This window comes from Pantoea wallisii, assembly GCF_002095485.1.
In the GTDB taxonomy this organism is placed as follows: Bacteria; Pseudomonadota; Gammaproteobacteria; order Enterobacterales; family Enterobacteriaceae; genus Pantoea; species Pantoea wallisii.
The window spans coordinates 37,341-60,977 of the sequence record NZ_MLFS01000011.1; the positions used below are offsets into that span (position 1 = coordinate 37,341).

Below are 23,637 nucleotides of genomic sequence, written 5' to 3' on the forward strand. Positions count from 1 at the left end.
CAGGCCTCATGACGGCTGCGTCATCCTCTGCCGCGCCGCTGAACGCAAAAGATAACGAAACGCCTATCCATATTGCGGTCAATCCGCAGGCCGTGGCGAAAATCCCCCCCGGTTTTCATTTCGTTAATCCGGGCTATTTAACGGTGGCCACCACGGCCAGTAACTCTCCGCCCATTGGGCTATGGGCTTCAGACAATAAAACCCTAATTGGCAGCGATCCGGATATCGCGCGTTTGCTGGCAGAGAGCCTGGGGTTAAAACTGAAGCTGGTGCCGGCGGCCTGGGAGGACTGGCCGCTGGGCATTACGGCCGGGCGCTATGATGTGGCGATGTTTAATATCGCGGTGACTGAAGAGCGCAAAAAGAGGTTCGATTTCGCGACATACCGGGCCGATAACCATGCTTTTGCGGTAAAAGCGGACAGTGCTGTCAACGTCATACAAGGACGGGAAGATGTGGCGGGCAAACGCATCATTGTTGGCTCCGGTACTAATCAGGAGAAGATTTTGCTGAGCTGGGATGAGAAAAACCGTGCGCAGGGCCTGGCACCGGTGCAGCCGATCTACCTTAATGATGACGCTTCTGCCACGCTGGCGCTCCTTTCCGGGCGCGCCGATGCCACCTTTGGCCCGCAGGCGACGGCGGCCTGGAAAGTGGCCTCACGCGGGCAGACTAAAATCGTGGGTCACGGTCCGTTTCGGGCATGGGTGGCGGTGACCACCAAAAAAGGCAATGGGTTAGATGTCGCATTACAGCAGGCGATCAACGGCGCGATTATCAGCGGACAATACAGGCAGGTGTTAAGCCGCTGGGGCGAGCAGGAGGAGGCGGTTGAAACGTCGCAGATAAATCCACCGGGGATCGTTTATCAATAATGTACAGTGGAAAACGGCCTGCAATGAACGTTATTGCAGGCATTTTATAAAGGGTATTCTGATCCCGTTGAATACAGCCTGCGCACACTCTTATGCCGCCCCGGCAGACTTTTTTATCCACACGGCCGCCTCGGACGCGGGCAGCGGACGCGCAAAGTGATAGCCCTGAAACAGATGACACCCTTTACTGCGTAAATGCTCGAAGCACTCTTCACTCTCAACGCCTTCAGCCAGCACGTTCAGGCCCATGTCACGTGATAGCTCAATGGTTTTATGCACAATGATTGCCGCAGCGTCGTTTTCGAAAATATGCATGATCAGCGACTTATCAATTTTGATGTCATCAATGGCAAAATCGCTTAGCGATTTCAGTGATGAGTAGCCCACACCAAAGTCATCGATAGCCCATTTCACGCCCAGCTGGCTGAAGTGTTGAATAACGCGACTGATGCGTGGCTGATCGTAGATAAAGGTTGTCTCGGTGATCTCAAATTTAAGACGCTCCGGCCGAATTTTATAGTGTGATAACGTCAGCAGCGTCTCCTGTGTAAAATCGCGGTGCATCAGTTGCAGCGGGCTAATATTAATCGAGAACACCAGATGCTGAATGGGATATTCCCGATCCCACTCATCCATCTGCTGCAGAGTACGTGCCAATACCCACTTGCCAATATCGATAATTAGCCCACTTTTCTCTGCGACCGGGATAAAAACTTCCGGGGAGATAAAGCCTTTTACCGGGTGTTTCCAGCGCAATAGTGCTTCAAAGCCAATCAGCTTTTTTTCACTGTCAACCTGGGGCTGGTAGTAGAGTTCCAGCTGCTGGCGTGCGATGGCATCAGAGAGCTCGCGCTTAATCAAATCCGTTTCTGAGTAGTTACCGCTACAGGTAAATACTGTCATTAATAATGCTGTGATCGGCACGATACAGTTTACCAGGTAGAAACCGGACTCCTGGGGAACATTAAGTACAAAGCTGCCGTTTTGCCAGATCAGGCCGGTACTCACAAAAAACAGATACGTAATAAGGCAAATGAGCGGGAATATTTTACTCAGGTAGAGTGACTGCAGACGCAGTACCAGCGCAGCACCTGCGGTTAACGCTATCAGGTAGTTATATTCTGAATGTTTCCCGGCCACATGGTGATTATCCAGCAGAAATAACAGAATAAGCGTTGCTAATAGTGCATGCGTAATAATATACAGGTTACGTTTTAACCCGTTACAGAAGGCGGCAGCACCGATATAAATGCCCGCCAGTGAGCTGAAAACGTACAGGGCGGCAATAGCAGGATTATCGCGGCTGAAATTAAACAGGGCCATATACACCCCTGCCACTATGCTGGAGACGCCGGCAATCAGCAGTGTCAGGCGTAATTTCTTTTCCGGGCTATCACCGCGTAGCGTGAAAGGCAGGTTTCTCAGGCGTGAGTACCCTAAAATGAACCAGGTCATCATCGGTTGTTTCCGGTTTTATTGTCATAATTATTTAATTTTGCAAAGCGTAATTTTACGTTTAAGCGAGACCGCTGTCACAATGGTTTTCATCAAATTTACACTTGCGCAGCTCGTTTTTTAATTTGATTTAAACGCAAAGAATGGTCGGTATTAAATATTTATGGCGCTATATTAAACACAGAGCAGCGATCTCTTCTTAGCGGGTGCTTTCCCCCCGGTTACCTGATTACCAGGATTGTGCCTGGCTACGGGTTGCCGCACAGGCTAGAATGCCCTGCAGATGTACCGTCTCAGCATGACATAACTTCAGCCGGACAACCAACCGGATACGCATAATCTGATCCTTTACACTACTTTCAACTTACTGATTGCAATGAAAATTAGATTCCTGTCTGCAAATGAGCTTAAGCTTGCCGAGGTACGTACTATCCTCGAGCCGGTTGGTGTTGATGTGATCCCTATCGCACGCCGCATTGAAGAGATCCAGACTGAAAACGAGGTCGAACTGGTGCGTGACAAGCTGACCAAAGCATTCTCTATCATTGGTCGCCCGCTGTTTGTGGAACACACCGGACTCTATCTGGATGGCCTGAACGGTTTACCGGCTGGCCTGACGCGCATCTTCTGGAGCCGCCTCAATGCGGAGCGTTTTACCCGGCTGGTGCGCGGGCTGGACAGTGCGCAGGTGACGGCAAAAACCGTTCTGGGCTACTGCGACGGGCGTAAAATGTATCAGTTTGAGGGTGAACTGCGCGGCACCATTGCGCCTGAGCCGGCGGGGCCGCGTGAATTTCAGTGGGATTGCGTATTTATCCCGGAGGGGCATACGCAGACTTTCGCTGAGATGGGCGAACTAAAAAATGAGATATCCATGCGGCGTCTGGCACTGGATCGCTTCGCAACCTTTTTGAAAACTTCACGGGGACTGGCATGAAACCGGAACTCAAACGCGCCTATGACGCCGGAAAGCTGATTCTGTTTGCCGGTGCCGGTATTTCGCGCAATCTTGGCCTGCCGGAGTGGCACGAACTGATTGCCCATCTCGCCAATGAGCTGGGCTACGATCCGAAGATCTTCAACACTTACGGCACGCATCTTTCGCTGGCTGAATACTATAAGCAGCGTAAAGGGTCGCTGGGCCCGCTACGCAGCTGGATGGATCGCGAATGGCATCGCCCTGATATTGATGTGCGCAGCTCGGAAATTCATACCATGATCACCCAGGCAACTTTGCCCGCATCTACACCACCAACTATGACCGCTGGCTGGAGATGGCGCACGAAGCGCACAACGTGCCGTACAGCAAAGTGGCGAATGCGGCCGATCTGGTATCGCTAACCGAAGATAAGCGCCACATCATTAAACTTCACGGCGATTTTGACGACGATACTTCGATTGTGCTCGATGAGAGCAGCTACTTTGAGCGCCTCTATTTCGACTCACCGCTGGATATCAAGCTGACGCACGATGTGATGGGCAACTCAGTGCTTTTTGTCGGTTATAGCATCAGTGATTTCAACATCCGCCTGCTCTTTTATCGTCTGACAAAAATGTGGGGCCGCACCGGCCTGGCAACCGCGCGTCCAAAATCCTATCTCTTCACCAATCGCAATAATCCGGTGGCGAAGGAGGTTCTGGGGCAGTGGGGCATAGAGATGATCGTGTCGGAAGAGGATGATCCGCGCAAAGCGCTGGCGACCTTCCTGGAGGAGTTGCTGGCTTAATAAGCACCCCCTTGCTGAACGGTTTTAATCGGATTATACTGTATATAAATACAGTTAACGAGGTGCATCATGGCAGTCGAAACCAAATTTGTTGTGGTCAGAAAGGGTGAAGAGAAGATGACGTTTGCCAATAAAAAAGACGCGGATGCCTGGGATAAAATGCTCGATATGGCAGATGCGTTTACCGATTGGCTGCAACAGCATCAGCCGGAAATGGGTGAAGCGCAGGCTGAAGCGCTGGGCCTGCTGCTCGCGGAGCAGAAAGATGCGGTGCAGCATATTCTGCGGACCAGCAAGCTGCCTGATGCGGTGAAAGAGTCCGCTGATGCGCCTGCTGCCACTAATGAAACCGCCGCTGCGCCAGAGAAGAAAGTACGCGCGGTAAAAGCGGCCTGATGCTTTCACTCTGCAACGCCGTCCTCGCTGACGGCGTTGTGCTCTCTGCACTCAGTGTTTGATCCGATAGCGCGTGCTGCGCCCTCCGCCCGGCAGTTTCTCCAGACATCCTTTCTCTACCAACTCCGCCAAATGGCGTGTAGCGGTGGCTTTACTCACTTTCGCCACTTTCTGATACTGGCTGGCGCTGATGCCCTCGCTAAATCCCTGTTCTCCGCCGTCGAGCAGGCGATTCAGTACGCGTGTCTGCTCTGCATTAAGCGCAGCAGCGTTATGTATTAACCAGAAGCGCGCTTTATTCTGCATGCGGGTCACGCTAGCCAGCGCCTGCTCAAGGCTATCGTTCAGTACATCGAGAAACCATAACAGCCATGGCGTAACATCCAACCCTCCACGCTGCGTCTCCTGCAGGATGCGATAGTAATCGGCGCGCCGGTTCAGGATCGAAGCGGACATCGCATACAGGCGAATGCTTTGGCTATCCGCCTGCGCCAGGGCTAGATCGGTCAGCGCACGCGTAATGCGCCCATTGCCGTCATCAAACGGGTGCAGCGTAACAAACCACAAATGGCAGATCGCCGCCCGCAGCAGCGGATCAAGCATTACATCATCCCGGCTGCGGTTGAACCAGGCGATAAAATCGTCCAGCTGTTGCTCCAGGCCGCAGCGTGGCGGTGCCTCAAAGTGCACAACGGGCCGGTCAAGGCGGCCTGATACCACCTGCATCGGCTCCTCACCGCGCAAGGTACCGACATTCAGGCGTTTGATGGTCCATTCGCTGGCCGGAAATAACCACTGATGCCACTGGCACAAGCGATCCAGCGTAAGCGGCTCTTCGCGTTGCGTGATGGCTTCCATCATGATGGTGGCGAGGCCTTCCGAGCGAGCAGATACCGGATAGGGCTGTTCAAGTGATACTCCCAGTCGTCGCGCAAGCGAAGAGCGCACGGACTGCGCATTTATGCGTTCGTCTTCAATGGCTGAGGAGGAGAGAATATTCGTCAGTAACGTATCCAGCGTTTGCGCTTCACTGTTTTCCGCCACGCTGGCCCGCCCGAGTAGCATGCCGCGCTTCTGCTGTAGCTGACGTAAACGTGGCAGAAGCTGTGTCTCTTGCCAGCTGAACTGCGGCCACGCCTGCTGTTGCCAAATCCACATATTTATCACCCTCTCTCACGTTCCATGAGCCGTTTATCTCTTATATTCGGCTCATATATTGATTCGAATAATAACCAGTATTCGGCTCAGTGGCTATGAGTTAAGTGATCGCAACAGAAATGCAGTCGGCCATCACAGACCATTGATCATTTTCTGATCGGACCTGCCAGGGCATCAAGTTCCGCACCGGCGCGCCGATAGAGTGATCAAAGGGATGTAAGTGCACATGGAGTGATTCATTTTTTTAGCGACAAAGTGTCAACTCCAGGAGCGCCGACATGGCCACGAAAGCTTTAAACAGGAAAAAAATGAGCACCCGCACGCAAATGCTGCTGACGGGTGCCTTGACCATTACCCTCGGCTTCACCGTTACCATCGGCGTGCTGAGCTGGCAGTCCAGCAGTGAACAGAAATCGCTGGCGGAAAACTATCTGCAGCAAATTGCACAAACGCAGGCGCTGCAAATTCAGCAGGAACTTAGCTACGCCCGCGATGTGGCGCACAACGTGGGTCACAGCCTGATTGCTCTGCCACAAGCCGGCATTGCCGATCGCAAAGTGGCGGACAAGCTGATGGAGTCCGCGCTGCGTGATAATCCGGACTATCTATCCATTTCCGTGACATTTGAAGAGAACGCCTTTGACGGCCGTGATGCGGAGTTCGCCACGCAGCCGAACGCCGCGCCAAAAGGGCGGTATGCGGTGTTTGTCGACCGCGATCAATCCGGCACCTTTAACATGCATCCACTGACCTCGATCTTTACGCCAGGCCAGGGGGATTACTACCTGCTGCCGCAAAAAAGCCAGAAGGATATGCTGATTGAGCCCTACAGCTATGCCTATAACGGCGTACCGACGTTACTGACTTCCGTTGCCTCACCGATCATCAGCCAGGGCAAATTGTGGGCAGTGGTCACTTCCGATATCTCACTGGCTTCTCTGCAGGAGAAAGTTAACAAGATCAAACCCTGGGAAGGGAGCGGCTATGCGATGCTGCTCTCCAGTGCAGGTAAGGTTGTCTCCTACCCGGATAAAAGCCAAACCAGTAAAGCCTGGAAGGGTGAAACGCATAACTTCAGCAGTGCCGTTACAGAGCAGCCAGACGCGATTCTGGGGGAAGAGGGTATGGTGACGTGGCAGCCCATCGTCATCGGTAACAGCGACCAGAAGTGGTATCTTGGCGTAGTAGCGCCAGTCAGTAAAGTGATGGCGGCGGCCCACCATCAGCTGATAAATGCCCTGATCCTGATGGTGATTAGCATTTTGGTAGTGAGTGCGCTGCTGGGCGTGGTATTCAGCCGCAAGGTGTTGAAACCTATCGGGGGCGAGCCACTGGAGGCGACAGCCATTGCGCTGGCCGTGGCAGATGGCAAGCTGGATAATGTGATTACGCTGAAAGCGGGTGACAACAGCAGCCTGTTCTTTGCCCTGCACACGATGCAAAACCAGCTGCGTGAGATTGTAGGACAGATTCAGGACGCCAGTTCATCCGTGCGGCAGGGCGCAGGCGAGATTGCCAGCGGCAACCTCAACCTGGCCTCACGAACCGAAGAGCAGGCGGCTGCGCTGGAGCAGACCGCCGCCAGCATGGAGCAGATTACCGCAACGGTGAAGCACAATGCCGCCAACGCGCACCAGGCTACCGCGCTGACGGACAATGCTACCCATATTGCCAGCCGGGGTGAGTCGCTGGTGGGCGAGGTCGTGCAGACCATGGCGCAGATCGATGATAGTGCGAAGAAGATTGGTGATATCACCGCGATCATTAATAGCATTGCCTTCCAGACAAATATCCTGGCGCTGAATGCCGCCGTGGAAGCGGCGCGGGCGGGCGAACAGGGGCGCGGCTTTGCGGTGGTAGCATCTGAGGTGCGTAACCTGGCCCAGCGCAGCGCCAACGCGGTGAAAGAGATCGCGGCGCTGATAGAGGAGTCCACGCAGCGCGTCGGCAGCGGCGTACAGCTGGTGCAGGATGCAGGCCGCACCATGCAGGAGATGACACAGGCAGTGAACTCGGTTCGCACCATCATCGGTGAAATTGTCACGGCTTCCGATGAACAGGCGCGGGGTATCAGCCAGGTAACGATTGCGGTGAATGAGATGGATGGCACCACACAGCAAAACGCCGCGCTGGTACAGCAGATGTCGGCGGCCGCCAGCTCACTGGAAGATCAGGCTTCCCAGCTGGCGCATACCGTAGGTCGTTTCCGACTGAGCGCATAGTCAGCTAACCGGCAGTTTTGTTAACATCGTGGCCAGTGAGCCACGATTTTTTTTGCCGGAGCCCGTCATGCACCGCCAGCAACTGTTTGCCTATATTCAGCAGCACTATCAGATTGAACCTGACTATCCGTGGAAGCGACACAGTGATTATGCGGTGCTGCGCCATCCGCGTCACCGCAAATGGTTTGCGTTGGTATTTCCGCTGACGCGCGATAAGCTCGGCCTGCCTGACGGCCCGATCATTGATGTGATAAATATTAAAACCCGCCCGGAACAAAACGGATCGTTACGCCAACAACATGGTGTCTATCCCGCTTACCATATGAACAAAGAGCACTGGCTCAGCCTGACGCTGGAGGAGGGCTTAGCGGATAGCGAGATCCTTGCACTGCTTGATGACAGCTTCAGCCTGACATTTTGAGCGGATGATTGGAGCGAAGTTGAAACCCTGCCCGGTGAGCAATGCCACCGGGCATAAAACTGTCCGGCACTACCGTGAACGACGCGATGGCATCATGCGCAGCAACGTGTTGTCTTTGAACAGATAGTGATGTGCCAGCGCCGCAGCGGCGTGAAGGCCAATCAGCCAGTAGCCATAGGGCGCCAGCGTTTCATGCCAGTCGCTCAGCGTATCGGAGAAGTCCGGATCGGGATTCGCGCTGACGGGCATAGGAATACCAAAAATCCACCAGGTGCGGCCGAGATAAAAGCGTGAAAGAATGCCCAGCACAGGCAGCACGATAAAGAACAGGTAGATCGCCAGGTGCGTCAGATGCGCGAGACCGGTTTGCCAGTGCGGCGGTTGAGGTTCAATCTTCGGGCTACGGTGGCGGAAACGCAGCGTAATGCGTGACAGCATCAAAACCAGCACACAGCTACCGGCGCTGAAGTGCCCAATGATCATGGCAAAGCCCTGCCAGGATCCGCGCGTTGCCAGCCCACGAAACTCCATAGTGCAATAAGCCGTCGCCACCAGCACGAAAGTCAGCCAGTGAAGCCAAATCTGCGAAGGGGCGTATTTGTTGCTCATACTCAATCCGTAAAATGCGAAGCGGGAACGCTAACATATCGCGAAATCGGCCGATCGCATTCATCTTTTGCCACATCGTCGGACAAATATTCAGGCTTGCGATTCACTGGCTTGCAACAAAATACGCAGCAGTTCAACCAGCTGCTGCTGCTGCTGCTTGTTCAGTACCGCGAGAAATGTATTCTGTACCTGAGTATGTCTCTGCAGCGCCTGCTCAATCTTCTCCAGCCCTGAGGGCGTCAGCGCCACCAGCATGCTGCGTTTATCCTCCGCGGCGGCCACGCGCGCGATGGAACCGACCTCTTCCAGGCGGTTAAGACGGTTAGTCATCGCGCCTGATGTGATGAGTAAGGCCTGGTAAAGCTGCGTAGGCGAAAGACAATAGGGCGCGCCGGCGCGCCGCAGTGTCGCCAGAACATCAAACTCCCCCTCGCGGAAGCCAAAGGGGGCCAGCGCCTCAGCACGGGCGGCTGTCAGCTGCTTCATAATGCGCAGCATACGGCCGGTAATCGCCATCGAAGAGGCATCCAGCTCGGGCATGGCCTCTGCCCACTGCCTGACTACAAAATCTATATGATCGGTCATGATCTCTCCGGTTATTCAGCGGCATCGCCGGTTGCAGGTAATACCCTACGGCACTGTATGCGGCTCTGCCCATTTGTTGCTTTGTGCGCAGCGGCTTTCACGCGCCGCGAAAGTATCTTAACGTTAAGATACTTTATAGCGTAAGGATTAGCCTGATGAAGCGTATTTTACCTGCCAGCGTATTTGCCGTTCTGGTTTTTCTCGTGGCGCTCAACCTGCGTCCGGTGATGGCGGCTATCGGACCGCTGTATCCGCTGTTGCAGCATGACGCGCAGCTCAGCGCGACGCAGCTGAGCCTGTTAACGACGCTACCGGTAATCATGATGGGCCTGGCTGCGCTGGCAGGCCCGGTTCTGCTCCGCACGCTGGGCGAAGCGCGAGGCGTCGCCGCCGGCCTGATGTTACTGATCGTAGCCTGTGCGATACGCGGGTTGACGCACTCAGTCGCCGGGTTAATGAGCAGTGCGCTGATAGCCGGCAGCGGGATTGGGTTGATTCAGGCAGTTATGCCAGCATTGATTAAGCGTCACTACGGCACCAGGGCCGGCACGCTGATGGCGTTGTTCACCACGGGCATTATGGCGGGTGCTGCAATAGCCGCCGCCAGCTCCGCGCCGCTGGCAGAACACAGCGGATTAGCGATGGCGCTGGCTATACCGGTGTTGCCCGCGTTAGTGGCACTCGCCTTATGGCTGTGGGCAGTACGTGCGCCTGCGCCTGCGCAAAATCGTACGTGGCCTCAAATAGTGCGATGCCAGCGCGCCTGGTGGCTAATGGTGTTCTTCGGTATCGGCACCGGTGCCTATACGCTGGTGCTGGCGTGGTTACCCCCGTTTTACATGCAGCAGGGCTGGCAGCCTCAGCAAAGCGGTTATGTGCTGGGTGCGTTAACGCTGGTTGAGGTGGTTGCGGGATTTATTTTGTCGGCGCTGATTCACCGTTTTCGCGATCGCCGCTATCCATTAATTGCCGTATTGACGATGATATTACTGGGTTTGATCGCGTTAATCAGCCTGGGCGGTTCATACGCGGCACTGCCAACGTTGCTGCTGGGATTGGGGATTGGCGCGCTGTTCCCGCTTTCGCTGATTGTCACGCTTGATCACGCCCATTCGCCGGAAGAGGCCGGAACGCTGCTCTCATTTGTGCAGGGGGGCGGCTATTTACTGGCCGCCGTGATGCCGCTGATGGCGGGGATCGTGCGCGACCGTGCTGAATCACTCGACACCGCCTGGATGATAATGGCCGCAGGTATTGTCGTGCTGATGGTGATGGCGCTGCGTTTTAAACCGCAGCAGGCATGATGCGCAGAAACCTGTTTATCACGACTTAACGATGAAAATGACGACCGATCAACAAAGGAGAGACGATGTCACCGCAGATTGGCGTGGGTGTATTAGTGTTTCGGAATGGAAAAGTGCTGCTGGGGCGGCGCAAAGGCAGCCACGGGGCGGGCGACTGGTCTGCGCCTGGCGGGCATCTGGAGTTTGGTGAATCGCCTGAAGCCTGCGCACAGCGTGAAGTGCTGGAGGAGACCGGCCTGCAAATTAACGGCCTGAGCCACGGCGCGTTTGTCAGCGATATCTTTCCGGAGGTGAATAAACACTACATTACGCTGTTCATGGTTGCGCATGAGATTAGGGGTGAACCCCAGCGGCTGGAGCCGGAGAAGTGCGAAGGCTGGCAGTGGTTCGCGCCGGATGCGCTGCCCGAACCTCTGTTTGCGCCACTGCGCAGCTGGATTACGCGTGACGGCCTGGCCGCTCTACAGGATCTGGCGCGGCAGCGCGGGCAGTAATGCCCGGCCGGCTCCGCTCGCGCTTATCTCCATACCCGCAAAGCCGCTGACTCCGCATTAGCGGGGCTGCGCCATCAGTAGCTCTGCGTCATCGCCTGCGGGAGTGCGCATCGGCGTGCTGGCATCGGTTGCTGCCAGCCAGATAGCCGCCGCAACCTGCTCCGCTGTCGTGGTCGGCTGTGGCTGATGCATTCCGCCCATCACTTGCTCAAGCAGTGGCTGGTAAGCATCCGGCAGCGCGTTCTCCATGCGCGGTGCAGCATTTTTACCAAAGTCAGTGGTGGGCGCAAGACCCGGTAGCACCAGCTTTACCGCAATGTTGAACGGCTGCAGTTCAAGCGCCAGCGACTCGGTGAACGCGTTAACCGCAGCCTTACTGGCGGTATAGACCGCCAGCAGCGGCAGTGATTTCAACGTTACCGTCGAAGTCACATTGATAATGGTGCCGTTTTTCCTCGCGCGAAACTGCGGCAGCACCGCCTGGGTCAGCGCTATCGTCCCCAGCGTATTGGTCTCAAACACCTCGCGCACGGTGGATATCGGCGTGCCCTCCAGTGATGACAACAGGCCAATGCCGGCATTATTCACCAGTACATCAATTTCGCCCGCACTGGCCAGCGCCTGTTTAATGCTCTCTGCATCGCTGACATCCAGCGCCAGTAACCGCAAATGGTCGGAAACCGGAAACAGTTCAGGGTTGGGCGTGCGCATAGTGGCGATGACATTCCAGCCGCGTTCAAGAAAATAGTGTGCAGTGGCGTGACCAAAGCCGGAGGAACAGCCGGTAATAAGGATGGTTTTCATGTTAACTCCTGCGTTGCAGTGGATAGAGCATTCACTATAAAGTGGCGTAACCGGACTCACTACAATACAAAGTCCAGGTTTCATTCGCAGGAGTCCACAATGATCGATCCGCTTGCCGAAATCGTCTCGCTGCTGCAGCCGCAGGCGGCTTTCTCTAAACGTGCGCGTGCCAATGGACGCTGGCGCGTTTCGCGCAGTGAAACCGGGCAGCCGTTTTATTGTCTGGTGCTGGCGGGAAGCAGTCAGCTAACACTAAAGGGCTATGCGCCTGTCACGCTCGAACAGGGGGATTTCGTATTGATCCCGGCTGCGTGGGAGTTTGCTATGAGCAGCGCGACGCCACCGGCAGCGAACGTGCCAGATGCCGTACCGCACATGCTCGCGCCAGGAGATGTCTGGATAGCGAACAGGATCAGCCCTTTGAGGTCGAGACCCTGATTGGCTATTGCCAGTTTGGTGCGCCAGACGCAGGTTGATAGTTTCACTGCTGCCGCAGTTTATCCATGTGCGCGGAGCGTCCCGGCTTACCACGCTGGTGCAACTGGTGATGGAGGAGTGCCGCGCGCAGCGTCCGGCACGCCAGATCGTGCTGGCGCGGTTACTTGAGCTGCTACTCATTGATGCGTTGCGGTCGCTGGCGGATGACAGGGCTGCCCGGGCGTCATGCGTGGCCTGGCAGACGATCGCCTGGCCGCAGCCATTCGTGCGATACATCAGCATCCGGCGCATACGTGGACGGTTGTTGAGCTGGCAAAGTGTGCGGCGCTGTCACGATCAGCTTTTTTTGTGCGTTTTCGCGCCGCGCTGGGGTTGTCGCCAATGGAGTATCTGCTGAACTGGCGTATGGCCTTAGCTAAAGATCTGCTGCGCAGTGCACACTTAAGCGTTGCCGAAGTGGCGGAGCAGGTGGGTTACCGCTCCGCCAGTGCCTTTAGCGTGGCGTTTACTCGTTACGCAGGGCTGTCACCCACCGGGTTTGCCGCAGGAACGTGACGTTAACGTTTCGCCATCTGCTCAGACTGTTCACGGTTTTTATGACCCGCGGACGCCAGCTCATCATTAAATTGCGCCACCAGAACGGAAAATGTCTCTTCGGCTTTCAGGCGGTAGAGCTGTTCTGAGGGGTGAATGCAATCCGGCGACATCAGCGACTGCCAGTTATCCATTTTCAGGATGCGTTGATACTGGCGCGCCAGCGGAACCGACTCCGCTTTTGCCAGGGCATCAAGTTTGGCGACATAAGGTGCCACGTTCCACTTTTCAGCACGACCGCAAATCGGATGCGGCTCCTGCAGTATCACCTGCTTACCCTCTTCGCGGGCAATGGTAATTAGCTGCGTCATAACCTGGGTATATTTTTCAGGGCTAACCTGATAATCCTTCTCTATATCGCGAAAATGGAAGTGGCGCGCGTCATTGGTCGCAAAGTTCAACAGAATGATTTTCGCCGGCGAGTTATGCATCTCTTCGCGCCAGCTTTTGTTTTTCTTGTAAAAATATTTTGGATTTAACAGGTCCATCGCCTGAGACGAGGAGGCGCCTTTATTTACCACGCGGATACCGCTGCCGTACTTATCGGCCAGCCAATTGTTAATCAGAGCAATCTCATTGTCTTTAATGTAGATTGCCCGCAATTTGCCATTCTCCCGTATCGCCATCGCGCCGCGCGTACTGGAACCACCATATGCCTCAATAATAAAGTCATCGCTGGGTTTAGGGGGTTCTGCTATCGCTGTTTGCTGCATAACGATTGCTGTTATCAGTAAGGTTACGACGCGCGTGAAAACCTGAAGCATGACAAAATCCCGCCTTTTAGACACTCAATGTTACGTGAAATACCGGTTATTAACCGTCAGGCTGTAACTTTAACAGGCAGCAATGCAGGGTCACAATCCTAAAGCCACTGTAGCGCTGCAAAATTAGGGTAACTCTGAAGAAACAGGCCGAAATGGCAGGGATTTCGCAGAAAATCAGCAAGTTTTATATTTATGGCTAAGGGGTAATCAGCACAGGTTTCGGCAAAAAAATCTGCGTGCTGCGCTTATTCACTACCGTAAGGCCGGTAAAGTTAACCATCACACTAATCAGTTTCTCCGATAATGATGCAGCGCAAAAAGCAATCAAGTGATTGTATTGGCTGAGCAATCTCTGAGCGCTAACAAATTTTGACCGGGTATCCATATTATTTTAATTAAACATTCAATCGGATAATTCGTACTCCTTAATTAAAAGATCGCTGCATGGTTACACTTTTTACACTATGGCAAAATTCCTAATAATTTCTAAACGCAATGTATACGGAATTTTCTGGTGTTACTATCCCCCTTGTCTGGCCTACTCTCGGGCTACAATTCATTTCAAGGTGTGCGACGTGAAAACACAATCCTTTTTATCCAGCCGAAATATCGGTCTGGATCTGTTGCGTGCCGGGTTAATTCTGGAAGGGGTGCTATTACACGCCTCGCGGAGCTTGCCCGGCGAGAATGGCTGGTATTATGTGGCGCAACGCGATCCCTCTGAGATATTTACGGCGTTGTTGAGTATGTTTCATACCTTCAGGATGGAAGTATTCTTCTTTCTCTCAGGAATGTTTTCGGCGTTGATTATTCTGCGTAAAGGGCAGAAGTTCTTTACCGATAACCGCCGCAAGCGCGTGTTTATCCCGCTAATTTCGGCCTATATATTTATTCCGCCGCTGATGTATTTCATCGCCGGACAGATCAATAATGCGCCGTATACGCTGACGGGCTGGTTAAACAGCTATACCATGATGCATCACCTGTGGTTCCTCGTCTCGTTAACGGTGATGTCTCTGGTTATTCCTGGACCGTTTTATCACTGGAGCGCACGTCAGCTGGGCAAAATGTCACTGCCGATGTTAATTGCCACGCTTGTGATTCTGGGCAATGCCTGCTTTGTACTGAAATTCGTGGTGAAAGGTCGCGGCGAGTTCGTCGAGCTGATCCCCATTACGCTGCGATTTATGGTGTACTACACTGCAGGTTTTGCGCTGTACGTTAACCGGGAAAAAATCGCCCGTTATGCTAACAGTAAGCTGATGAATGGCTGGCTGATTGGCGCACTGGTGCTGGCAGTATGGGCAACGTGCTGGTATGTGGCGCACAACCATATCAATGGCGTGGTGAAGTATGTCCCGGTGATGATCGGTAGCGTACTGTCAGCGATGCTGTCGTACTGGCTGGTGTTTACCTTCGAGCGCATTAAGGTAAAAGAGAACCGCATTTTAACCGCCATCGTGGATTCGGCTCTGATCATCTACCTGCTGCACTATCCGGTTGTGGTGAGCTTCTCGTGGCTGCTGGATGTCTGGCTGCCTGACAATCTTTCGGTACTGTATGTGCTGCTCGATTTTGCCATCGGTATCGCGCTCAGCGCAGTATGCTACACGCTGGTTAAGCGCTCACGCTTTGCCTCATTCATGTTTGGTCTCAAGCCAAAAGAGAAGAAAGAAGCCGTGCCGGTAGAGGCTCGTCTGTAAATTTCACGTTAACTTTTTAAAAGGTGCGCAGCCATGCGCACCTTATTTTTCCCTGGCACGATCGTTTTAGTTTCTTGCCCCCTTCACCAGTCTCTCTGTATTTAAATAGATTCATCCCTGAAAAGTAACTTAATTTCTGCCCGCGTTTAGGTCCATTCATCTGCAGTTAATGCGTGGCGCAATTCCTAAATTGTCACGCCTGCCTCGCATTTCCTTAACTCAAACTGGACGGTTGCCGCTTAATGCAGCAATACTCACTTCACCCATTTCCATTTATTAGTCGTTGTTACAAATTAATTCTTTTAAGCAGTGCGTCACGCATAACGGCAAGCGTTGTGCGGCTTTTGTCTTTTCTCAGTTGAGGAAAACATTGTGTTCAAATTAAATCCGGTGTTACTTAGCCTTATCGCCACGCAAGGTTTGATATTCCCTGTGCTGCCGGCGGCGGCAGTGGTATTGCGACCTTTCACGCCAGAAGTGAATGACAATAAATACGGCGCTCACTGTTTGTGCAACGGCAGCACGCAGACCCTGAGCGGGCTGCCGCGCTTTACGGTGGGTGAGAGCGGTACCCGTCCCGTTACGCTCGGAGAGTTACAAACGGTTGGCCGCATTGTTGATGATGACGTAATCGGAAAACCACGCATTCAACTCGGTGCGCAAAATTACAATATCGGCGTTCCTGATTATGAAACAGACAGTTATACCATTTACCAGGTTTATAACAGCGCAGAGATTGTTGATATACCGGTAATCGGCTCTGAAACGGCAGTGCCAGATTATTATGACGTTAACGACAAACAATATATAAACACCCGCGTTGCGTCAGTCAGTAATGGCACGATGAATATCGACATTGGTCAGTATGGCGCAGCGGCAGATTCAGCCACCAATAGCTGGTCAATGGCTGCGAAGCAGAGCCAGCTTTTTGCGGCCACCCGTAAAGGGCAGATTAACTGGAATGCCAATAACCGTATAACTTTTACCGCTGCGACACCGCCCTACGGTGGCGATCGGCTGGCGTTTGATGCCGGCGGTATTGTCGATTACGCCGGCCTCTTTGATATTCCAACGCTGGATGGCGGCAGCACGTCGTATTATGTCAGTAATCTCACTCAGTTACGGCAATATAACGACTGGCTCATCGATTTAATTACCAGCGGTATTATTAGTCCGGAACGTTATAACGCAGAATTTAATAAAGCGTTCACGCTACGCGAGGGCCGCGTTGTGTATCGCATGAGCACCAACAATATCGATGATGAAGTGGCCGCGGCACTGGGCGATCAGGTGGTACTCAGCGCAGAGGGGCGCAATGCGCGCGTCAGCATCAATCGTGGCAAAACGCTGGAGGTCAAAAACAGCGCCAGCGAGGTGATGCGTGCCAGTCACGGTGCAAAAGCCGTTATCAATGGCACGCTCTCCACCAGTAATGCTTTTTCGTCAGAGGCGGGCGCGCTGGCGTTAACGTACGGCGCGCGCGGTATCAATAACGGTGTCATAAACAGCGGTTTTTTCACTAATGCGGACGGAACAGGCGTCAGCGCAGACTCTCTCGGTTATGCCGGGACGGCGGTGAGGGCCATCTACAACAGCCATTTTCGCAATAATGGCGTACTTAATATACACATCGGCGCGGCGCCGTGGGGCACACGCGGTCTGTTCCTCGGCGACAGTAGTGCCGTCAATCATGGCAATATCAACCTCGGCATCACGAATGTTGCCAACGGCAGCTCTGCGTCGGCGGTCAGCTTTAGCGGTGAGGGCAGGTTTGTTAACGCGGCGGATGGCACCCTCTATATCGGACGCGCGCCACAAAACGCACGCGGTGATAGCAGTGAGGATGTGGCGGTGAGCCTGGACGGTGGCGTCAGCGCGATCTCCGGATTGCTCGATTCCAGCGCAATTAACGAAGGCCATATTGTCATTGGCTCAAAAGTGGAGAATGCAGTCGGGATGCGGGTTGAAGCCGGCCCCAATGCCACCTCTCTGAACCACGGCGTGATCGATGTCAACGGGCAGGCCCAGCCGCTGCCGCGGGAGAATATCGCCATGCTGGCTATCGATTCAGGCAGCGGCGGCAAGGTCGGTAACACCGGCACCATTAACCTTAATGGCTACAACAGTACCGGCTTGAAAGTTATCGCTTCGCAAGGTAACAGCGCCCATGCCTTCTCCAGCGGGGCGATTAACGTTCCCGGTGATGGCGATCGCTTTGGTAGCGGCAATAACACAGCCGTATGGGTAACAGGCGAGCCGGGCGGCAGCGCCAGCGCGGATCTCAGCGGGCCAATCAGGCTCAGCGGCAGAATGGGTATCGGTATCCGTGCGGAAGGCAATGCCACGGTCAATGTGAGCGCTGCCGCCATTCCGGTATCAACCGGCAGTGACAGCTCGCTTGATAGCCATCAAATCAGTTTTTATACCAAAGGGCCAAATGCCAGAATCAATCTGCCCGCGAACGGCAGCTATGCCACATCCGTGTATAACGGCACCATTTTTCGCGTGGAAGCGGGCGCGGACTTTGCCGGAGACGGCCTTACGCTCTCCACAAACAGTCCTTTCGCTTCAGGGGTGAACGGGAGCGGAGCAGGCACTGACGTCAGGAGTGGCAATGTCACGCTGAATATTGCCGATTTTGCCAACGGTCTGGAGATCAGCGATGGCGCACATGCGACCATCGAACGCGCCGCGCAGATTCACCTCAACGGCCAGTATGCGTCTGTTGCAATCGCGGATGGCAACACATTCACCCTGCAAGGCGCGGTTATCAATCCGTTGACGCAGTTCAACGCGGACACGCTACTGACCAACTATGCGGATATTCATGGCAGCGCACGTGAACAGGTGCCATTCACCGTGCGAAACCATGCGCAGATGTACAACTATGGGGATATCACGCTGGAAGGGGCTGGCGTGACGGCCATCACCGCCCAGTACGGTGCGAGGCTGGTCAATCGCGGTGACATCACGATTCTGCACAGTGGGCGTGGGCTGTTTGCTGATGGTAATCCTGAGCGCAGCGATGGCGTGACGTTAACCGAAATCGATAACACCGGCACCCTCAATGTACACAATGATGCCGCCGCAACCGGCAGCAGTGTGGGCATTACCGCATACCACCAGCTTGGACGCGCGGTACAAAATGGCACCATCAACCTCTACGGTGAGCGCGCGATCGGCGGCTCTGCCTTCGCGGGTGGACGTTTGACGCTGGGCGCAGACAGTCGCGTAAACTTTTATGACGCGCGCCAGGTCGGCTACCGTGCGGTTGATCCCGGCACCCGGCTTATTGTGAATGGCAGCGATATTGATGTCAGCGGCGAAGAGGCGCTGCTGTATGAGATCCGCAACGGCGCGTGGCTCTACCATCAGGGGTTCGGCAACGTGACGCTGAGCGGCACGAACGCTGGCGGGGTACTGGTGAGCGGGAGTGATGCGCTGGTTTCGAGCACCGATCGCTATCTTGTAACCGGCAGTGGTGCCACGGCGCTGCGCGCCAGCGATCGCGCGCAGGGCATCATCAGCAATAGTATTGTCCTGAACGGCAGCAATACCACCGGTGCGGTTGCCAGCGGCGACGAGACGGAAGTGTACGCCGCATCCACCATCACCGGCAGCGGCAGCGGTGCCACTGCGCTGGAGGTTAGTGGCGGCGCGCGCCTGTTTAATCAGGATCAGGGCGTGGTCGATTTGAGCGGCGCGAACAGCACCGGCGCGCGCGTGCACGATGGCGGGAACTTCATCAACCGTGGCCGGATTCATCTGGCCTCGGGCATCGGTGTGGATGTCAGCAGCGGTTATGGTCAGTATGTGCCGGTCGACAGTGAATTGCGCGTTGATGACGGTATAGCGGCACTGCGCACAGGCAGCGGCGGCGACATGATGATCTACGGTGACGGGCAGGGAGCAAGTACGCTGGCTGCGCATGGCAGCGCGGATGGTCTGCTGCTTGATAGCGGCGCACAGCGGTTTGAAGCCAATGATATCGTCATTGGCGCTTACGGCAGCGGCAGCGCGCTGAATAACCGCGCGGGCATCAGCGACATCTATCTGCACAACGTCAGGCTTGAGGCTAATGGCGGCACGGGCATTCGCTCTGCGACATCCTTTGATCCTGGCGGTAGCGCGCAAATCAGCGTGCGCAGCGGCGGCACGGGCTACCGCTTTGAAAATACCGACGGCTCAACCAGCAGCAGCGATCTGGTGATAGGCCCTGACTACCGCATTGATGTCTATGGCACCGGCACCGGCGTACGCGCCAACACGTCGGGCAGGGTGATCGCGCAGGGAGCCATCACCCTTCATGATACCAACGGCGGTTCGGCGATTGTTACGCGTACCGCCAGCGAAGTGATCAATCAGGGGATCATCTCCTCTGAAAGCCGCGTCTCGCCACTGATCGATCTGCGCGGCGGCGAGACGCTGTTTATCAACCAGGGGACGATTAATGCGCCGTATGCCGATCAGACCGTGGTCGCCGGCGGCGCGACGGACGATGTGATTGCCTTGCTGGAGGGGCAGGTTGTGGGCGAGGTTAACACCGGCAATGGTCGCGATACGCTGCAGGTGAGCGGCGGCACGCTGGATGGCAGCCTGACGATGGGCAACGGCGCGGGCAATCAGGCCATGGTGCAGAATATCAGTCTGGCGAACACGCGCCATATCACCAGCAATGGCGGCGCAGGCAGTACGCTGACACTCAGCGAGATTGATGCCCGCGGCGGCTCCTTCAGCCACGACGATCTCAGTCAGGGCACCAATCTTGGGGCCGGCTGGAGCACACTGAACTTCAACAATGCGCGCTGGACGCTCACGGACAACCTGCGTCTGGCGCACAGCACCATCAATATTGATGCCGGATCGACGCTGTTTGCCGGTAATAACGTGCAGCCTCTGTTACAGGGCGGCACTAATGATTCGCTGGTGGTAAACAACGCCGGTAACCTCGATCTCACTAACGGTGGGAACACGGCGGCGAATACGCTGACCATTAACGGCGATCTGGCTTCTGCGGGTGGCCGTCTCACGCTCAACTCAGCCGCAACGCAAAGTGACAGGTTGCTGGTGAATGGCAACGTCAGCGGCACCACGCTAATTGAGGATACGCTGCGCGGCGCCCCGCTGATGGACGTCAACCGCGACGGCGTGATTGCCGCGAATGAAGGCGTATCGCTGGCGCAGGTCTCCGGTAGCGGTAGCGCCGGCAGCGTCGTCCTGCGCAACGGCTATGTCGCGTCCGGCCCATGGCAATACAGTTTGTATAGCTTTGCACCGGGCAGCAGCGACGCCAGCCAGCGCGCTGTCAGCGGCAGCGGCAGTAACTTCCGGGATTACCGGCTGGCCAATACCTTTGTGTGTGAAGACGGTGCGCTGTGTCAGCCCCAAACGGGCAGCACGTCACGGGCGGTGCGCCCGGCCGTAACCCCGCAGGTGCCCGCCTGGATCTCTGCCCCGGTGGGACTGGCTTACTACTCACTGGCGGTCACCGATGATCTGCATAAACGCCTGGGTGAGTTGCGCCAGCAGCAGGGCGTGGATGAATCACCGGCAGGCGAGATGTTTATTCGCTACATCGGCTCAAACCTGACGTACCAGAGTCAGCGCCAGCTGGCGGATTATGGCTACGATTTCGATCTTGATTACAGCGCAGTACAGCTGGGCGGTAACCTGATCCAGGCCGATGGCGTTACGGATAGCCTGCGCGGAGGTATTGCCTATACGCGCGGCAACACGCGCATCCGGCCACATGCCGCCGACGGTTACAGTACGACCAGCTTTGATAGCGACACGGTCTCTCTCTACGGCACCTGGCTACGGGAGAGCGGAATGTATGTTGATGGCTCACTCAGCTGGGGCTGGTATCGTGGCGAAACGGACATTGCGCGCCAGAAAGAGGTCGCTTCACCGAAAGGCAATGGCTGGACGGCCTCAATTGAATCCGGCTATCCGTTTACCTTCGCCAATGGTGTGCGGCTTGAACCGCAGGCGCAGCTCACCTGGCTGCAAGTGAAAATGGACAGCTTTACCGATCGCGATCGCACGCGCGTCTCCTTTAACGATTACGATCAGACCGTTGCGCGCCTCGGCGCACGCGTTGATCGGACCTGGCAGGATAGCAGCCAGAATCAGTACACGCCCTGGCTGCGGGCCAACTACTCACAAGGCTGGGGCGGCACGGCAAAAGTGAGAGTGGGTGATTCCGAAAGCGACAACAGCCAGGCATTTGAGAGCGGTAAATTCGGCAAAATGTGGGATGTTGGCCTCGGTGGCACAGTGACGCTGAAGCGGGATGTCGCGCTGTATGCCGAAGCCGATTACCGTAAAGAGATCGACGGCAACGGTGCGAAAGGCTGGCGTTACAACGCCGGGGTAAGGTGGTCGTTTTAATCCGGAATTTCCGGCGCAGCGGAGTGAAGAGCCGCCGCGCCGGTCAGGTCACTTATGCCTCTAAGCCGGCATCATGCATCCCGCGACGCAGCGTAAAATTAACGCCCATGGTGAGGAACGGATCGGGCGGATTCCACTCAGGTTTTGGCAGCGACAGCAGGTAATCGATGGTGTCGTTGCGTTTCCCCGCCAGCCAGTCAGCCAGCATGGTGCCCATTGCGGTACAGCGAACGGTACCCAGGCCGTTACAGCCCAGTGCGCCGTACACGTTTTTTCTTAGCTCGCCGAACAGGCTTGAACCGTTGCGCGTCATGCCCAGTCCGCCGCCCCAGGTGTGTTCAAAATTCACATCTTTCAGAGTCGGATAGCGGCGTTCGAAAGACTGGCGGTGCGTCTGGCGATACTTTTCGGTATAGCCTGGCTTGTAACGACCATCTTCGTTGAAGCTGAAACTGTTACGAATCAGAATGCGGTTATCATGGGTTCGGCGTGAGGTCGTGCCAAAGGGATCTGCCGGGATGATGCCCCAGAAGTCTTCGCCGCCAATGCTATCCTGCTCAGCTTTAGTGAGCGGACGCGTCAGGCTCCCGTAGGTAAAGACCGGGAAAATCGTGCGCGGGCTAAAGCCGAAATGGGTGCCGAACGCGTTATTAGCCAGAATCAGCTTATCCGCCATGATGCGGCCGGTTGCATGATGCAGCACGATGCGGGGTTCATATTCAACAGCCGTAATCGGCGTCTCTTCGTAGAGCGTGACATTCTCTGGCAGAGTATCGGCAAGGCCTTTAACTAACCCCGAAGGTTGAACCAGAATGGTGCCTGGCGTATACAGCGCTTTGCGATAGAACGTTGTGCCAAAGATATCCTTCAGCGCGCTCCCTTCAATCAGCTTGCACTTCTGTCCCAGCGCCTCAAGACCGCCGCGATAAGCATCCAATACCGCAATGCCGCTGTTCTCCACGGCCGCCTGATATTTACCGGAGTGGCGCATATGCGCTTCGGTGATGTTGTGCTCTTCTACCAGATCTTTGAGGATACGCTGGCCGGTCTGGTTAAGGTTCAGGATATTACGCGCAATTGTCTTATCGCCGATGTAATCCGGTGCGCTGATATCGTGGGGCACGTCGATCAGAAAACCCGCATTACGGCCAGACGTACCGAAGCCTGCCTGCTGCGCTTCGACCAGAATCACCCGATCATCAGGGAAATTCAGCGCCAGTTGACGCGCTGCTGCCAGGCCGGCAAAGCCAGCGCCAATCACTACCCACGGCGCCTGCGCATCGCCCACCAGCGCCGGTTTTGGCGTACGCTTCTGGCTGGTATGGAACCAGCCGGTCCGGGGTCATCGGACGGCAGCGCATCAATACGCAGCAGCGATTCCGGATCGGCCGGCAGGTTATCCGTTAACAGCGTTGCGCCGCCGCCCGCCGCGATCACACCTGCACCGATACCGGTGCCAACCAGCAGCTTCCTTCTGGAAATACCCATTACTAATACACTCCATGATAACAAAAATGGTGTTCAAATCATTGCCTGACACGCCATAACCTGAGGCCGGAGGCGTATCACATTGCCGAAAAGGGTGGCATAAAATGTCATTTTGTATATCTGCTGTATACTTGATGTATTCAGATTATTGGGTTTTGTAAAATTCATGTCAACCATGTTGCACTGGCAAGTAACGTGTTGGGCAGAAAG

At 55.2% G+C, this 23,637-nt stretch carries 19 protein-coding genes and 2 pseudogenes; 13 read left to right on the forward strand and 8 right to left on the reverse strand.

Annotation, left to right across the window (positions count from 1 at the left end; genetic code table 11):
- Positions 1–8 precede the first annotated feature (8 nt).
- Entirely contained in the window at positions 9–875 is an 867-nt protein-coding gene (locus HA48_RS06010; protein ID WP_425270660.1) for an ABC transporter substrate-binding protein, read from the forward strand.
- 90 nt (positions 876–965) lie between these two features.
- Here HA48_RS06010 and HA48_RS06015 read toward each other — a convergent pair whose 3' ends face one another.
- On the reverse strand, positions 966–2,333 hold the full coding sequence (locus HA48_RS06015) for a putative bifunctional diguanylate cyclase/phosphodiesterase (RefSeq protein ID WP_128600221.1): 1,368 nt from the start codon (positions 2,331–2,333) through the stop codon (positions 966–968).
- Between the two features lie 373 nt (positions 2,334–2,706).
- Between HA48_RS06015 and HA48_RS06020 the strand changes: the two genes are divergently transcribed.
- The 3 genes and pseudogenes from HA48_RS06020 (at position 2,707) to HA48_RS06030 (ending at position 4,453) form a co-directional block, all read left to right on the forward strand.
- Positions 2,707–3,267, forward strand: a complete 561-nt coding sequence (locus tag HA48_RS06020; RefSeq protein ID WP_128600222.1) for a non-canonical purine NTP pyrophosphatase — start codon at positions 2,707–2,709, stop codon at positions 3,265–3,267.
- Positions 3,264–4,057 (forward strand): annotated as a pseudogene (locus tag HA48_RS06025) (SIR2 family protein). Before HA48_RS06020 ends, HA48_RS06025 begins: the two are co-directional and overlap by 4 nt.
- Positions 4,058–4,126: 69 nt before the next feature.
- A complete protein-coding gene (locus HA48_RS06030; RefSeq protein ID WP_128600223.1) occupies positions 4,127–4,453 on the forward strand; it encodes a YebG family protein in 327 nt (108 codons plus the stop codon).
- A 51-nt stretch (positions 4,454–4,504) separates the two neighbouring features.
- Here HA48_RS06030 and HA48_RS06035 read toward each other — a convergent pair whose 3' ends face one another.
- Positions 4,505–5,611: a Fic family protein gene (locus HA48_RS06035; protein ID WP_425270659.1), complete on the reverse strand. Its 1,107-nt coding sequence runs from the start codon at positions 5,609–5,611 to the stop codon at positions 4,505–4,507.
- A gap of 278 nt (positions 5,612–5,889) precedes the next feature.
- On the opposite strand from HA48_RS06035, the gene HA48_RS06040 reads away from it, so the two are divergent.
- Entirely contained in the window at positions 5,890–7,833 is a 1,944-nt protein-coding gene (locus tag HA48_RS06040) for a methyl-accepting chemotaxis protein (RefSeq protein WP_128600225.1), read from the forward strand.
- Between the two features lie 67 nt (positions 7,834–7,900).
- Entirely contained in the window at positions 7,901–8,254 is a 354-nt protein-coding gene (locus HA48_RS06045) for an MmcQ/YjbR family DNA-binding protein (RefSeq protein WP_128600226.1), read from the forward strand.
- 69 nt (positions 8,255–8,323) lie between these two features.
- Here the strand turns inward: HA48_RS06045 and cybB are convergent, their stop codons facing one another.
- Together cybB and HA48_RS06055 are read right to left on the reverse strand one after the other, a co-directional pair.
- Positions 8,324–8,863 (reverse strand): cytochrome b561, encoded by a 540-nt coding sequence (gene cybB / locus HA48_RS06050; RefSeq protein WP_128600227.1) that lies wholly within the window; start codon positions 8,861–8,863, stop codon positions 8,324–8,326.
- 90 nt (positions 8,864–8,953) lie between these two features.
- Positions 8,954–9,448: a MarR family winged helix-turn-helix transcriptional regulator gene (locus tag HA48_RS06055; protein WP_128600228.1), complete on the reverse strand. Its 495-nt coding sequence runs from the start codon at positions 9,446–9,448 to the stop codon at positions 8,954–8,956.
- 155 nt (positions 9,449–9,603) lie between these two features.
- Between HA48_RS06055 and HA48_RS06060 the strand changes: the two genes are divergently transcribed.
- Positions 9,604–10,752 carry an MFS transporter gene (locus HA48_RS06060; RefSeq protein ID WP_128600229.1) on the forward strand — a complete coding sequence of 383 codons (1,149 nt, stop codon included), beginning with the start codon at positions 9,604–9,606 and terminating at the stop codon, positions 10,750–10,752.
- A gap of 65 nt (positions 10,753–10,817) precedes the next feature.
- On the forward strand, positions 10,818–11,246 hold the full coding sequence (locus tag HA48_RS06065) for a nucleotide triphosphate diphosphatase NUDT15 (protein WP_128600230.1): 429 nt from the start codon (positions 10,818–10,820) through the stop codon (positions 11,244–11,246).
- A 57-nt stretch (positions 11,247–11,303) separates the two neighbouring features.
- On the opposite strand, the gene HA48_RS06070 is transcribed toward HA48_RS06065, so the two are convergent.
- Complete coding sequence (locus tag HA48_RS06070) at positions 11,304–12,050, reverse strand: SDR family oxidoreductase (RefSeq protein ID WP_128600231.1); 747 nt, start codon at positions 12,048–12,050, stop codon at positions 11,304–11,306.
- Positions 12,051–12,149: 99 nt separating this feature from the next.
- Here HA48_RS06070 and HA48_RS22415 point away from each other — a divergent pair, with 99 nt between their 5' ends.
- The 3 genes and pseudogenes from HA48_RS22415 to HA48_RS22420 all read left to right on the forward strand — a co-directional run bounded on the left by HA48_RS22415 (position 12,150) and on the right by HA48_RS22420 (position 13,043).
- On the forward strand, positions 12,150–12,488 hold the full coding sequence (locus HA48_RS22415; protein ID WP_279626737.1) for a cupin domain-containing protein: 339 nt from the start codon (positions 12,150–12,152) through the stop codon (positions 12,486–12,488).
- 67 nt (positions 12,489–12,555) lie between these two features.
- Positions 12,556–12,630: pseudogene (locus HA48_RS22775) on the forward strand (hypothetical protein); the annotation flags it as partial.
- 83 nt (positions 12,631–12,713) lie between these two features.
- Complete coding sequence (locus HA48_RS22420) at positions 12,714–13,043, forward strand: helix-turn-helix transcriptional regulator (RefSeq protein ID WP_244182806.1); 330 nt, start codon at positions 12,714–12,716, stop codon at positions 13,041–13,043.
- A 2-nt stretch (positions 13,044–13,045) separates the two neighbouring features.
- On the opposite strand, the gene HA48_RS06080 is transcribed toward HA48_RS22420, so the two are convergent.
- Complete coding sequence (locus HA48_RS06080; RefSeq protein ID WP_128600232.1) at positions 13,046–13,846, reverse strand: SGNH/GDSL hydrolase family protein; 801 nt, start codon at positions 13,844–13,846, stop codon at positions 13,046–13,048.
- 575 nt (positions 13,847–14,421) lie between these two features.
- On the opposite strand from HA48_RS06080, the gene HA48_RS06085 reads away from it, so the two are divergent.
- Positions 14,422–15,549, forward strand: a complete 1,128-nt coding sequence (locus HA48_RS06085) for an acyltransferase family protein (RefSeq protein ID WP_128600233.1) — start codon at positions 14,422–14,424, stop codon at positions 15,547–15,549.
- Positions 15,550–15,921: 372 nt separating this feature from the next.
- Positions 15,922–21,939: an autotransporter outer membrane beta-barrel domain-containing protein gene (locus HA48_RS06090; protein ID WP_128600234.1), complete on the forward strand. Its 6,018-nt coding sequence runs from the start codon at positions 15,922–15,924 to the stop codon at positions 21,937–21,939.
- 52 nt (positions 21,940–21,991) lie between these two features.
- On the opposite strand, the gene HA48_RS06095 is transcribed toward HA48_RS06090, so the two are convergent.
- Complete coding sequence (locus tag HA48_RS06095; RefSeq protein ID WP_244182807.1) at positions 21,992–23,227, reverse strand: NAD(P)/FAD-dependent oxidoreductase; 1,236 nt, start codon at positions 23,225–23,227, stop codon at positions 21,992–21,994.
- Positions 23,200–23,427 carry a twin-arginine translocation signal domain-containing protein gene (locus tag HA48_RS22425; RefSeq protein WP_128600236.1) on the reverse strand — a complete coding sequence of 76 codons (228 nt, stop codon included), beginning with the start codon at positions 23,425–23,427 and terminating at the stop codon, positions 23,200–23,202. Before HA48_RS22425 ends, HA48_RS06095 begins: the two co-directional genes overlap by 28 nt.
- Positions 23,428–23,637 lie beyond the last annotated feature (210 nt).

What these genes read in the sequence shown, in the direction of transcription:
- HA48_RS22420 (WP_244182806.1), top strand. Translation starts at nt 12,714, where the DNA reads ATGCGTGGCCTGGCAGACGATCGCCTGGCCGCAGCCATTCGTGCGATA.
- HA48_RS06045 (WP_128600226.1), top strand. Translation starts at nt 7,901, where the DNA reads ATGCACCGCCAGCAACTGTTTGCCTATATTCAGCAGCACTATCAGATT.
- HA48_RS22425 (WP_128600236.1), bottom strand. Translation starts at nt 23,427, where the DNA reads ATGGGTATTTCCAGAAGGAAGCTGCTGGTTGGCACCGGTATCGGTGCA.
- HA48_RS06060 (WP_128600229.1), top strand. Translation starts at nt 9,604, where the DNA reads ATGAAGCGTATTTTACCTGCCAGCGTATTTGCCGTTCTGGTTTTTCTC.
- HA48_RS06010 (WP_425270660.1), top strand. Translation starts at nt 9, where the DNA reads ATGACGGCTGCGTCATCCTCTGCCGCGCCGCTGAACGCAAAAGATAAC.
- HA48_RS06035 (WP_425270659.1), bottom strand. Translation starts at nt 5,611, where the DNA reads ATGTGGATTTGGCAACAGCAGGCGTGGCCGCAGTTCAGCTGGCAAGAG.
- HA48_RS06055 (WP_128600228.1), bottom strand. Translation starts at nt 9,448, where the DNA reads ATGACCGATCATATAGATTTTGTAGTCAGGCAGTGGGCAGAGGCCATG.
- HA48_RS06065 (WP_128600230.1), top strand. Translation starts at nt 10,818, where the DNA reads ATGTCACCGCAGATTGGCGTGGGTGTATTAGTGTTTCGGAATGGAAAA.
- HA48_RS06070 (WP_128600231.1), bottom strand. Translation starts at nt 12,050, where the DNA reads ATGAAAACCATCCTTATTACCGGCTGTTCCTCCGGCTTTGGTCACGCC.
- HA48_RS06040 (WP_128600225.1), top strand. Translation starts at nt 5,890, where the DNA reads ATGGCCACGAAAGCTTTAAACAGGAAAAAAATGAGCACCCGCACGCAA.
- HA48_RS06080 (WP_128600232.1), bottom strand. Translation starts at nt 13,846, where the DNA reads ATGCTTCAGGTTTTCACGCGCGTCGTAACCTTACTGATAACAGCAATC.
- cybB (WP_128600227.1), bottom strand. Translation starts at nt 8,863, where the DNA reads ATGAGCAACAAATACGCCCCTTCGCAGATTTGGCTTCACTGGCTGACT.
- HA48_RS22415 (WP_279626737.1), top strand. Translation starts at nt 12,150, where the DNA reads ATGATCGATCCGCTTGCCGAAATCGTCTCGCTGCTGCAGCCGCAGGCG.
- HA48_RS06030 (WP_128600223.1), top strand. Translation starts at nt 4,127, where the DNA reads ATGGCAGTCGAAACCAAATTTGTTGTGGTCAGAAAGGGTGAAGAGAAG.
- HA48_RS06020 (WP_128600222.1), top strand. Translation starts at nt 2,707, where the DNA reads ATGAAAATTAGATTCCTGTCTGCAAATGAGCTTAAGCTTGCCGAGGTA.
- HA48_RS06015 (WP_128600221.1), bottom strand. Translation starts at nt 2,333, where the DNA reads ATGATGACCTGGTTCATTTTAGGGTACTCACGCCTGAGAAACCTGCCT.